The 11,380-nt window shown below is 71.8% G+C and carries 11 protein-coding genes and 1 pseudogene; 9 read left to right on the forward strand and 3 right to left on the reverse strand.

Translation table 11 applies throughout. The annotated features are described in order from the left end of the window. Positions 1 to 243: pseudogene (locus AOK16_RS28775) on the forward strand (hypothetical protein); the annotation flags it as partial. Next, entirely contained in the window at positions 240 to 1,853 is a 1,614-nt protein-coding gene (locus tag AOK16_RS23320) for an MGH1-like glycoside hydrolase domain-containing protein (RefSeq protein ID WP_420865398.1), read from the forward strand. The pseudogene AOK16_RS28775 and the gene AOK16_RS23320, both read left to right, overlap by 4 nt. Before the next feature lie 31 nt (positions 1,854 to 1,884). On the opposite strand, the gene AOK16_RS23325 is transcribed toward AOK16_RS23320, so the two are convergent. Continuing rightward, positions 1,885 to 3,078, reverse strand: coding sequence for a HAMP domain-containing sensor histidine kinase (locus AOK16_RS23325; protein ID WP_240483718.1), 1,194 nt, complete (start codon positions 3,076 to 3,078; stop codon positions 1,885 to 1,887). Then, positions 3,075 to 3,737: a response regulator transcription factor gene (locus AOK16_RS23330; protein ID WP_055474114.1), complete on the reverse strand. Its 663-nt coding sequence runs from the start codon at positions 3,735 to 3,737 to the stop codon at positions 3,075 to 3,077. Before AOK16_RS23330 ends, AOK16_RS23325 begins: the two co-directional genes overlap by 4 nt. A gap of 174 nt (positions 3,738 to 3,911) precedes the next feature. Here AOK16_RS23330 and AOK16_RS27520 point away from each other — a divergent pair, with 174 nt between their 5' ends. From AOK16_RS27520 to helR, 6 genes are all read left to right on the forward strand, one after another. Continuing rightward, positions 3,912 to 4,352 (forward strand): hypothetical protein, encoded by a 441-nt coding sequence (locus tag AOK16_RS27520; protein ID WP_055474115.1) that lies wholly within the window; start codon positions 3,912 to 3,914, stop codon positions 4,350 to 4,352. 17 nt (positions 4,353 to 4,369) lie between these two features. After that, entirely contained in the window at positions 4,370 to 5,551 is a 1,182-nt protein-coding gene (locus tag AOK16_RS23340) for a peptidoglycan-binding protein (RefSeq protein WP_169790943.1), read from the forward strand. After that, on the forward strand, positions 5,548 to 6,288 hold the full coding sequence (locus AOK16_RS23345; protein WP_055474117.1) for an ABC transporter ATP-binding protein: 741 nt from the start codon (positions 5,548 to 5,550) through the stop codon (positions 6,286 to 6,288). Before AOK16_RS23340 ends, AOK16_RS23345 begins: the two co-directional genes overlap by 4 nt. Further along, positions 6,285 to 7,484 carry an ABC transporter permease gene (locus AOK16_RS23350; protein ID WP_055474118.1) on the forward strand — a complete coding sequence of 400 codons (1,200 nt, stop codon included), beginning with the start codon at positions 6,285 to 6,287 and terminating at the stop codon, positions 7,482 to 7,484. The genes AOK16_RS23345 and AOK16_RS23350 overlap by 4 nt, the downstream gene beginning before the upstream one ends. Before the next feature lie 192 nt (positions 7,485 to 7,676). Next, positions 7,677 to 7,949, forward strand: a complete 273-nt coding sequence (locus AOK16_RS23355) for a M20/M25/M40 family metallo-hydrolase (protein WP_398717992.1) — start codon at positions 7,677 to 7,679, stop codon at positions 7,947 to 7,949. 435 nt (positions 7,950 to 8,384) lie between these two features. Further along, positions 8,385 to 10,538: an RNA polymerase recycling motor ATPase HelR gene (gene helR, locus AOK16_RS23360; protein ID WP_055474119.1), complete on the forward strand. Its 2,154-nt coding sequence runs from the start codon at positions 8,385 to 8,387 to the stop codon at positions 10,536 to 10,538. Positions 10,539 to 10,675: 137 nt separating this feature from the next. Here the strand turns inward: helR and AOK16_RS23365 are convergent, their stop codons facing one another. Next, positions 10,676 to 10,885 (reverse strand): hypothetical protein, encoded by a 210-nt coding sequence (locus AOK16_RS23365; RefSeq protein WP_169790944.1) that lies wholly within the window; start codon positions 10,883 to 10,885, stop codon positions 10,676 to 10,678. A gap of 95 nt (positions 10,886 to 10,980) precedes the next feature. Between AOK16_RS23365 and AOK16_RS23370 the strand changes: the two genes are divergently transcribed. Continuing rightward, positions 10,981 to 11,380, forward strand: a 400-nt coding sequence (locus AOK16_RS23370; RefSeq protein ID WP_055474121.1) for a glycoside hydrolase family 78 protein, incomplete at its 3' end; no start/stop codon positions are given.

Here is an 11,380-nt window from a genome sequence, read left to right on the forward strand (position 1 = left end):
GACGCCACCGCCCCCGACGCGCTCGACGGACGGCCTGCCACGGCCGGGTCCTACGGCGCGGTCCGCACCCTCCGCCCCCGCTGTCCGGCCGGTGGACCGTCGAGCAGCTCCAGCAGACCTTCCGCAGGCTCGTCGCCGACAGCGGGGTACGAGGGGTTCCTGACCGCCGAGTGCCGGCTGACCGGCGACCCCGTCGAGGCCGTCCGGTCCGTCCCCGGGTTCCTGCGGCGGGCCGCCGCGTGACCGCGAAGCTCCTGGAGACGCGCTCGGCGCGGGCGACAGCGGGGCGAGAGGGCCGGGCCTCGCTGCGGCGCGCGGCCGCCCGCGTCCTGCTGGGCAACTGGACGGGGGCGTCCACCGTCCCCTCCCGCTCGCTGTATCCCCACCAGTGGAGCTGGGACTCGGCGTTCATCGCGATCGGGCTGCGGCACGTCTCCCCGCGCCGCGCGCAGCGGGAGTTGGAGACCCTGCTCGGCGCGCAGTGGGGCGACGGGCGGATCCCGCACATCGCGTTCAACCCGGCGGTGCCGCTCGACGCCTACTTCCCGAGCCCCGACTTCTGGCGCTCCGCCAAGGCGGGCCGCGCGGCGGGCGCGCCGGCCGGGACACAGACCTCGGGCATCGTGCAGCCGCCGGTGCACGCGCTGGCGGCCTGGCTGGTGCACCTGGCCGACCCGGCGGAGTCGCGGCGGCGCGGCTTCCTGGAGCGGGTCCACCCGCGGCTGGCGGCCTGGCACCGGTATCTGGCCGAGGCGCGTGACCTGGGCGGCGGCGGGCTCGCGTCCGTCGTCCACCCGTGGGAGCCCGGCCTGGACAACAGCCCCGGCTGGGACGACCCGTTGAGCCGCGTCGAGCCCGCGCCCGAGGGCTCGTACCGCCGCGCCGACCTCGCGCACGGCTCGCCCGAGGACCGCCCGACGGGCATCGACTACGGGCGGTACGTACGGCTGGCGTCCGACTACCGCGACCACGGCTACGACGACGCGCGCACCCCGCACGCCTTCGCCGTCGAGGACCCGTGCTTCAACGCGCTGCTGGCCGCCTCCGAGCGGGCGCTGGCGTCCATCGCCGAGGCGATCGGCGACCCGGCCGCAGCCGAGGAGCACCGGCGCCGGGCGGGGCACGTCACCCGCGCCCTGGTGGCGCGGCTGTGGGACCCCGAGGCGGGGATCTTCGTCTGCCGCGACGTGCTGACCGGGCGCATGGGCGGCGACCGTACGGTCTCGGGCCTGGTCCCGCTGATCCTGCCGGACCTGCCGGACGAGGTCTCCCGCGCGCTGCTGCGGACCGCCCGCGGCGGGCACTTCGGCCTGGGCAGGGTCCAACTGCTGCCCAGCTACGACCTGTTGGGGCCGAAGTTCGACGGCAGCCGCTACTGGCGAGGGCCGAGCTGGTTCAACATGGCGTGGCTCTTCCACCGCGGCCTGCTGCGGCTCGGCGAGCACGCGGAGGCGGAGGCGCTGCGCGAGGCGTTCCTCCGGGCGGCGCGCACCACGGACTTCGCGGAGTACGTCGAACCGCACAGCGGCGAGGGCCGCGGCGTCCGCGACTTCAGCTGGACGGCGGCGCTGACGCTGGACCTGCTGAGCCCGGAACACGAGCCGCCGGAGGCGGAGCACGTCGCGCGGCGGTTGGCGGGCGGGGAGGACGTTGCCGCGGACGCGGGCGTTGTCGCAGACGCAGACGCAGGCGTTGTCGCGGGAGCGGATGCAGTCGTCGGCTCGGGTGTCCTCGCGGGCGCGGATGGTGTCGTCGACCCGGATCTCGCCGCGGGCTCAGATCTATGGGCAGCTGCCACGTCGCCGGCGGTCCTGACGGCGCTGCGGTCTTCGGAGGTCCAGAACAGCGCCTAGCGGTTGGCCATGTCGAGCCCCCTGCGCCCCGTCAGGGTCCGCCCGGCTCGGGAAACGCCACTCGCACCGTCAGTCCCCCGGCTTCGTTCGCCTCGATGGTCAAGTCCGCGCGGTGGGCCAGGGCGATGGAGTGGACGATGGAAAGGCCCAGGCCATGACCGCGGTTGTCGGTGCGGTCTGTGGTGCCGCGGGTGAAGGGCTGCGTCAGTTCGGGGACGCGTTCGCCCGGGATGCGTTCGCCGGTGTTGGTGACGGTCAAGGCGAGGTCCCGCAGGGTGACTTGGAGGGTGCCGCCTGGGTGGTTGTAGCGGACGGCGTTGACCAGGAGATTGGTCACGAGATGCTTCAGGAGCACAGGGTCTCCCCTGACGGACGTCTCCTCCAGGACGCATCGACGGTCGATACGGGCCTTGTCCGCCGCGGCGTCCGACTCCGCGTACGCGAGCGCCACGACCTCATGGAGTGCGACCTCGACGGGGAGTTCGATGCCGCTGTCGCCGCGGGCGAGGATCAGGAGGGAGTCGATCAGCTCCCCGGCCTGCTTGTTGATCGTGAGGGCGGTCTCGCGGACCTCGGCCACGTGGTCCGGCACCTCGTCGCCCAGCCCCACTTCCAGGCACAACCGGGCCGCGGTCAGGGGCGTACGCAGCTCGTGCGAGGCGTTGGCGACGAAGCGGCGCTGGGTCTCGAAGGAGCGCTCGAGCCGCCCGAGCATCTCGTCGAAGGTGTACGCGAGTTCCTGGACCTCGTCGTGCGGCCGATCCATCGCGTCGCGCAGTCCGGTGCGCTCGTGCAGGCTCTCCTGGCCGATGCGGCGGGCGGTGAGCGTCACCGCGCGGACCGGGCGCAGCGCGCGCCGGGCCAGGTGCCAGCTGGCCACACCGACGACGAGAGACAGCAGCACCAGCCCGATCGCGGACCAGGTGAGCATCTGCTCCAGCGCTGTCTGTGTGACCACGCGCGTGGGAAGGGTGCTGCCCTGGCCTTGGGGCGCAGGGGCACTCACGTGCGGAAGCGACGTGGCAGTCCCCTTGGGGAGGCTGTCCAGGGGCACGACATCGCCTTTGACAGCGTCCTCCGTGCCGCGGTGGGTGAGCGTGACGACCACGGTGAGGAGCGTGGCCCCGGCCAGGACGAACAAGGCGGTGATGGACGCGGCGAGTCGGGCCCGGATGGGTATCCGGCGTACGTGTCGGGCGGCCCGGCGGCGCAGCACGCGGGTCACGGGCCGCACAACCGGTAGCCGGTACCGTCGTCGGCGGATATGGCCCGCGGCTGGCCGAGTTTGCGCCGCAGCCTGCTGACGGTGCTGTGGACGGCGGAAGTCCGTACGCCGGGGAATTCGCCCCAGACGCGCACCAGCAGTTCGTCATGGCGTACGGGTGCGCCGCGCCTGGACATCAACAGGTGCAGGACGTCGAATTCCTTGGCGGTCAGAGCGATAACCCGCCCGTTCCGTGCCACAGTTCTCCGGTCCAGGTCCATTTCCGTTTCAACCCACCGCAGGCATCCTTTTCGTGGGGAGGGCGCCGTTCGAGCCAGCGCTCTGATGCGGGCCACGAGTTCGGCGAAGGCGAACGGCTTGGTGAGGTAGTCGTCCGCTCCGAGGCCCAGTCCGGCGACCCGGTCCTCGACCGCGGTCGCCGCGGTCAGCATGAGGATCCGCGGCCTGTCGGCCGAAGTCGCGAGACTGCGGCACACCGTGTCCCCGTGCGTGCCCGGCAGGTCGCGGTCGAGAACGAGCACGTCGTAGGCGTGGAGCAGGCACATGTGCTCAACGTCGTCGCCGTTGTCCACGACATCGACGGCCATGGCTTCGCGCCGCAGGCCGGTGGCGACGAATCGTGCGACGACCGCATGGTCCTCCGCGATCAGAACGCGCACGGCCGTCCCCCCTTCTCACTCAACATTTGGATTCCGCCTTTATATCACGGTCGACTGGCAGAAAAATAAGAGCCGTTCCCGATCACTCTTCCTTATCCACCTGCAAAGCACATTGTGTTCCTCTGGGATCAATGGCCGGCACATCCGGCCGCGGAACACCAATGGGGAGAACTGATGCGGACAACGTACTTTCGGCAGGCCGCCATGGGCGTCGCGGCCCTCGTCATGACGCTGAGCGCATGCGGCGGTGGATCGGGAACCGCAGACTCGGCACCGTCCGACGACTCGAATCAGGCGACCCGCGACTACGCCCGGTGCATGCGCGAAAACGGTGTCGAGATGCCCGACGACGGGACGATCAAGATGGAGGATAGCCAGGCTAGCGATGCGGCCCAGGATTGCAGCCGCATCCTGGACAAGGCCGGGCTCCTGCCCAAAAAGGACCCCGAGCAGACCAAGAAGATGCTCAAGCTCGCACAATGCCTGCGGAAGCAGGGGCTCGACGTAGCGGATCCGGACCCGGAGACCGGGACGCTCAACTTTCCGCAGGGCGGGCCGGGCCAGGCCCAGGCGTTCGAGAAGTGCGGAGCGCGCACCAGCCAGGGGAACCAGTGATGGCGCGCGTCTGCGAAATGCCCTCAGCCGCTTCCACCACCGGCCCGGAGACACCGCCCACCCCGGGCGGAAAGCGCTCTCCGTCGCGCCGCGCGGCCATCGTGGTCACGTCGATCGCCGTCGCGCTGTTGGTGGGAGGCGGCGGCTACATCTGGGCCACCACCGCCTCCTCCGCGCCGGCACGTTCGGCGGCCGACCGCTCCGTGGTCGACACGGTCGCCGTTGAGCGTTCGGACCTTGTCGTGATCAAGCAGGTCCAGGGCGGGCTCGGGTATGCCGACCCGCAGGACACCACCGGTCGTGTCGCGGGGACCCTGACATCCGCCCCGGACGCGGGCTCCGTCATTGAGCGCGGCAAGACGCTCTACTCGGTCGACAACGCACCGGTGACGCTGATGTACGGCGATCTGCCCGCTTGGCGCGCCATGAGCCGCGGCGCCAAAGGGCCGGACGTCCGGCAGTTGCAGAGCAACCTGCGGGCACTCGGCTACACCGGGGTGGAGACCTCCGGCACGTTCGGCACCGGCACAGAGGCCGCCGTCAAACGGTGGCAGCAACAGCGCGGTCTGCGGGTGACCGGCGAAGTCTCCCTCGGCCAGGTCGAGTTCGCACCGGCCGAGCGCCGGGTGAGCCAGGTCAAGGTCGGCCACGGCGGCCGGATCGAGCCCGGCGCGACCGTGCTGACGACCACCTCGACCAGGCAGCAGGTGCGGGCGAAGCTCGACGCCAAGGACCGCGGCGCGGCCAGGAAGGGCGCACCCGCGACCGTGACCCTTCCGGACGGCAGGCGCGTCAACGGGAAGGTGGCGGCGTTGACTTCGCGCGCCAGTGGAGACGACGGCGGTGGCGGGGCAGGGCAAGGCGGTACGGGCTCGGGTGGCGGCTCCGGGGGCAGCGACGGCTCAGGAGGCAGCGACGGCCTGGACGTGGACATCACCTTGCCCCCGCGCAGCGCCGGTTCCTTCAGCCAGGCACCCGTGAAGGTGAGCCTGGTGGGCGAGAAGAAAGAGAAAGTGCTGAACGTCCCGGTCACCGCACTTCTCGCGGTGGGCAGCGACGGCTACGGCGTACGGGTCGTGAGGAACGGCGGAAAGACCACCGTGGTGCCGGTGTCCACGGGCCTGTTCGCCAACGGCAGGGTCGAGATCTCCGGCAAGGGTGTAGCCGAGGGCACGAAGGTCGAGGTGGCGGCGCCATGACGGGCACCGAGGAGAAGACGGGCACGGATGAGAACACGGCCGCGGCGGCGGAGCCCCTGGTCGAGCTGGAGCGGGTGACCCACGTCTATCCGGGCGGCGTCCAAGTGCTGACGGAAGTCTCCCTGCGCATCGAGCGGGGCGAACTCGTGGCGGTGGTCGGACCGTCCGGATCGGGAAAATCCACGCTCCTCAACCTCATCGGCACCCTGGACCGGCCGACCCACGGGGTGGTGCGCATCGCGGGCCACAGCGTCACACAGCTGCCGGACCAAGCCCTGTCCGCCCTGCGCGCCACCACCATCGGCTTCGTCTTCCAGCACTTCTTCCTCGCCCCCGGGGTCACCGCCCTGGACAACGTCGCCGATGGGCTCCTCTACTCCGGCACGGGCCGCGGCCGGCGGCGCGAGCGGGCCGAGGCAGCGCTCCGGCGCGTGGGACTCGGCCACCGCATCGGCCATCTCCCCCACCAGCTGTCCGGAGGAGAGCGCCAACGGGTCGCCATCGCACGGGCGGTGGTGGGCGAACCACGGCTGCTCCTGGCGGACGAGCCCACGGGCGCGCTCGACAGCGTGTCGGGAGCGTCCGTGGTGGAGCTGCTGCGGGAACTCAACGCCTCCGGCACCACGATCGCCGTGATCACCCACGACCAGGAACTCGCGGCCGGACTGCCGCGGCGGATCCAGGTCCGTGACGGCGGCATCGTGGCGGACGCCCCGCGGGCGGTGGCCGCCCGATGAGGACATCCCCCCGCCTGAAGTCCGCCCGGCTGAGCCCTGCCGACACCTTCCGCGTGGCCGGTGGCGGCCTTCGGGCGCGGCCCCTGCGCGTGGTGCTCTCCGCCCTCGGCATCGCGCTGGGCATCGCCGCCATGGTGTGCGTGGTCGGCATCTCCGCATCCAGCCAGAAGGCGTTCGACGAACGGCTGAAGGCGCTCGGGACCAATGTCCTCACGGTCGGCACCGATTCCCAGTTCGGGAGCGGGGCGCCGATGCCCCGGCAGGCAGATGCCATGGTCCGGCGCGTGGAGGGCGTGACGGACGCCGCGTCGACGGGTGAGGTGAAGGACGCAAAGGTCTACCGCAACGACCGGATACCGGCCGCGGAATCCAACGCCATCACCGTCCTCAGCGCTTCTGCGGACCTCCCCCGAACGCTCGGGCTGAAGCAGGCTGCCGGCTCCTGGTTCGACTCCGGGCAGGCCGCCTACCCGACGACCGTCCTCGGCGCCGATGCGGCCCGGCGGTTGGGCATCCACCAGGCCGGTGACCGGGTCTGGCTCGGCGAGCAGTGGTTCACCGTCATCGGCATCCTCGCCCCCGCGCCGCTCACGCCCGACCTCGACAACGCCGCCCTCGTGGGCCGGCAGACCGCCGAACGGGACCTCGGCTTCGACGGCCACCCCACCAGCGTGTACGTACGGGTCGACGAGCGCTTCATCGACAAGATCCGCGAGGCCTTGCCGAGGTCGGCGAATCCGGCGGCGCCGAACGCGGTCGCCGTCTCCCGGCCTTCGGACGCCCTGGCCGCCAAGCACGCCGCGGAGGAGACGTTCACGGCGCTGCTGCTGGGTCTCGGGGCCGTTTCCCTGCTCGTCGGGGGCGTCGGTGTCGCCAACACGATGATCATCGCCGTGCTGGAACGCCGGGGAGAGATCGGACTGCGTCGCGCCCTGGGCGCGACGAGCGCCCAGATCCGTACCCAGTTCCTGACGGAATCGGTGCTGCTCTCCGCCCTGGGCGGCGCGGGCGGAACGGCGCTCGGCATCGCGGGCACACTGGGATACGCCCTCTGGCAGGGCTGGCCTCCGGACATTCCGGCACCGGTGATCGCCGGAGGACTGGCCGCCACCCTGATGGTCGGCGCCACCGCCGGCCTGTGGCCCGCCGTACGCGCCTCCCGAATGCCCCCCAGCCATGCCCTCGCATCACCATGAGGCCCGGAACCTCGCCACCACGGCGAACGATTACGCTGGCGGCCCATCGCGTCCCGCGGGGACCCTGGACAACGTCGTCCCTGCGGGGCGGCCATCGTCGTCGACGTCCGGGTCGAGACGGCGGATGAGAAGGAACGCGTCGAGTCCGCCTTTGCCGCGCTGGCTCCGCGTCTCGAGGGTGCGGAGATCACGGTGCGGGGCGCCGTGGGCCGACCCCCGATGCCGGAGTCGGCGTCGGCCGAACTCTTCGCGCTGGCCGAGGAGTTGCTTCCCGGTACCGGAGGGGTGTCAGTGGGCGGCGGAAGCGACGGCAACTTCACGGCCGCCCTGGGAGTGCCGACTCTCGACGGCCTGGGAGCAGTCGGCGGCGGCGCCCACGCCGACCACGAGTACGTGGTGATCGCGGCCATGCCCGAGCGGGCCGGGCTCGTCGCCGGGCTGGTGAACGCGGTCCGGAACGCGTAGACGGTCGACCCCAGGAGCGCCAGTGAGCATTGGCCTCTGCGCTCCCGCACGCGGTGCGACACCGCCTCGCGAGAGGCCTCTGCCGTCCTCGGCAGACGGCAACGCCTGTCCGTCCTCGGCAGACGGCGAGGCGGGCGGCAAAGACAGACCGCGAAGGCGGACCGCAAGACTGCGGGCAAAAGAAAGGGCAAGGAAGCCATCCACTCCTTGCCACTTTCAACATATAGCGCATGGGGGGCCTTGCGGCAAGGCCCCCGTCGTACCGCACAATCATCGACCTGAGCCGGAACTGAGGGAAATAGGTGATGTGCGCAGTGCATACGCTTTTGTCGATGTATGGGGCGCGCGGGGACGTCGCACCGCCGGTGGCACTCACGGTGCGGTCGCGGGAGAACCTGCCGGGTCGCGAGCGGCCGCAGATCGAGGGCCGTTGACATGACTCCCCTGACCACCCGCGCTTTCGACCTCCCCGACCGCCTCTCCTACAAGGCCGACCCGAAGCTGATCGCCGACGACGAGCGGCACTTCGCGGCCATCGCCACGTGCCTCCAGGAGTCGATCGCCGATCTGACCGACCGCCTCGACGCCGAGCGCAGGGCACCCGGCGGCATCGGGCAGCAGGCGATGGACCGGGACATCGAGATCCATCGGCTGACCGCCCGCCTGCGCACCCTGCGCCGCTTCGGTCTGGACCTGTGCCTGGGACACATGGTCGGCGGGGACGGCCCCGAGCCCGTGTACGTCGGACGGCTCGGCCTCACGGACAGCACGGGCCGGCGCCTGCTGGTCGACTGGCGCTCCCCCGCGGCCGAGCCGTTCTTCGGCGCCACCCACGCCAACCCGATGGGGCTGGCCAGCCGCCGCAGGTACCGCTGGACCGGCGGGCGGATCAGCGACTACTGGGACGAGATGTTCACCGCCGACGGGCTGGAGCGGCAGGCCGCGCTCGACGACCAGTCCGCCTTCATCGCCAGCCTGGGCGGCAACCGGTCGCCGCGGATGCGCGACGTGCTCGGCACCATCCAGGCCGACCAGGACGCCATCATCCGCGCGGGGTCCCGCGGCGCGCTCGTCGTCGACGGCGGCCCGGGCACGGGGAAGACCGTCGTCGCCCTGCACCGCTCCGCCTACCTCCTCTACTCCGACCCGCGCCTGGGCCACCGCCGGGGCGGCGTGCTGTTCGTCGGTCCGCACCGGCCCTACCTGAACTACGTCGCCGACGTCCTCCCCAGCCTCGGGGAGGAGGGCGTGCAGACCTGCACCCTGCGGGACCTCGTAGCCGAGGGGGCCGCAGCGGCGGTCGAGGCCGACCCGGACGTGGCCCGGCTGAAGTCGTCCGCGGATCTGGTGAAGGCGATCGAGAAGGCCGTCAGGTTCTACGAGGAGCCGCCCACCGAGGGGATGGCGGTCACGACCCACTGGTCCGACCTCTGGCTGAGCGCCGGCGACTGGGCCGAGGCGTTCGAAGCGGCGGAAGGCGCTCCGCACAACGACGCGCGCGACCAGGTCTGGGAGGAGCTGCTCACGATCCTGGTGGACAAGCACGAGGGCGACGCCTCACCCGACCTGCTCCGCAAGTCACTGCGGCAGAACCGGGAGCTGCTCACGGCCTTCAACCGGGCCTGGCCGCTGATCGAAGCGGCCGACCTCGTCGGAGACCTGTGGTCGGTACCCGCCTACCTGCGGATGTGCGCCCCCTGGCTCGGCCCCGACGACGTACAGAAGTTGCGGCGCGCGGACGCCCAGGCCTGGACGGTGTCCGACCTGCCGCTCCTGGACGCGGCCCGGCAGCGGCTCGGCGACCCGGAGGCGTCACGCCGCAAGCGCCGGCACGCCGCCACCGTGGCCGCCGAGCGCGAGCGCATGGCCAGGGTCGTGGACAACCTGATCGAGGTCGCCGACGACGAGTACGGGACGGGCCTGGTGACGATGTTGCGCGGCGAGGACTTCCACGACGCCCTGGTCGACGAGAGCGCGTTGGCCGCTGCCGAACCGGACCGGCTCGCCGGCCCGTTCGCGCACATCGTCGTGGACGAGGCCCAGGAACTGACCGACGCCGAGTGGCAGATGCTGCTGCTCCGGTGCCCGTCCCGGAGCTTCACCATCGTCGGCGACCGCGCCCAGGCCCGGCACGGGTTCACCGAGTCGTGGCGGGAGCGGCTGGAGCAGGTCGGGCTCGACCGGATCGACCTGGCGTCCCTGAGCATCAACTACCGGACGCCGGAGGAGATCATGGCGGAGGCCGAGCCGGTCATCCGGGCCGCGCTCCCGGACGCCAACGTGCCGGTCTCCATCCGCAGCGGCGGGATCCCCGTCGTCCACGGATCCGCGGCGGACCTGAACTCGATCCTCGACACCTGGCTCGCCGCGAACGCCGAGGGCGTCGCCTGCGTCATCGGCGATCCCGCATACCGGCCGCCGACGCCCCGGGTCCGATCACTGCCCCCGGAACTGTCGAAGGGCCTGGAATTCGACCTGGTGGTCCTCATCGACCCGGAGGAGTTCGGCGAGGGCATCGAGGGGGCGGTCGACCACTATGTCGCCATGACCCGAGCCACCCGGCAACTCGCCATCCTCACGAGCGATTGACCGGCTCACGAGCGACTGACCGGGGGTGGTCGTCCCGAACCGGCCTGAACGGCCGGAGTCGCCGCCGGCTTATCCGGGGTCACCGGTTCGGGAGCCGGTAGGGGTCTTCGAGGCCGTGGCGGCGCATCGCCTCGCGGTCACCCCGGAGTTGGGCCCGTGTCCAACCAGCCGCTGCCCCGGTAGCCCTCGGTGGAGGTCAGGGCGATCCGGCGGTGGCCCAGCGCCACGAGATGGTCGACGGCGAGCCCCGCGCCCGCGGCGTCCGCGTCCACGACGAAGTCGTGCTCCTCGGCCGTGTCGTGGTGGCCGAGGAGCACGGTCGGCACCATCGGCGCCGCACGCGGCACCTCGGCTCGCGGTCTTGACGCTCGCCTCCCGCACCCCCACGGTTGAGTCGTTTCAATTCGGAGAACGTTCCACGAACGCCGAGGAGAGCTCCCGGATGGCATCCCACCCAGCGGTCCAGGCCCCCACCGTCGAGCACCACCGCGACCCCTTCGGCATCGGCGAACCTCGCCCCCGGCTCAGCTGGCGCACGGAGACCGACGCCGAGGGCTGGCGGCAGGGCGCGTACGAGGTCCAACTCCTCGACGAGGAGGGCGCGCCGCTCGCCACCTCCGGCAGGGTCGATTCGGACGAGTCCGTGCTCGTTCCGTGGCCCGGGCGGCCGCTGCGGTCGCGGGAGCGGGCCACGGTCCGCGTCCGGGTCTGGAGCGCGGACGGAGCCAACGGCGCAGGCGCGGACGGCGGCTCAGGCGCAGGAGATGGCGGCGGGCCGTCGCCGTGGTCCCCGCCCACCCGCGTCGAAACCGGTCTGCTGGAGCCGGCCGACTGGACCGCCC

The sequence above is a fragment of the Streptomyces pathocidini genome, from assembly GCF_001418495.1.
Classification (GTDB): Bacteria; Actinomycetota; Actinomycetes; order Streptomycetales; family Streptomycetaceae; genus Streptomyces; species Streptomyces pathocidini.

What these genes read in the sequence shown, in the direction of transcription:
- AOK16_RS27520 (WP_055474115.1), top strand. Translation starts at nt 3,912, where the DNA reads ATGCGGACAACGTACTTTCGGCAGGCCGCCATGGGCGTCGCGGCCCTC.
- AOK16_RS23345 (WP_055474117.1), top strand. Translation starts at nt 5,548, where the DNA reads ATGACGGGCACCGAGGAGAAGACGGGCACGGATGAGAACACGGCCGCG.
- AOK16_RS23350 (WP_055474118.1), top strand. Translation starts at nt 6,285, where the DNA reads ATGAGGACATCCCCCCGCCTGAAGTCCGCCCGGCTGAGCCCTGCCGAC.
- AOK16_RS23340 (WP_169790943.1), top strand. Translation starts at nt 4,370, where the DNA reads ATGCCCTCAGCCGCTTCCACCACCGGCCCGGAGACACCGCCCACCCCG.
- helR (WP_055474119.1), top strand. Translation starts at nt 8,385, where the DNA reads ATGACTCCCCTGACCACCCGCGCTTTCGACCTCCCCGACCGCCTCTCC.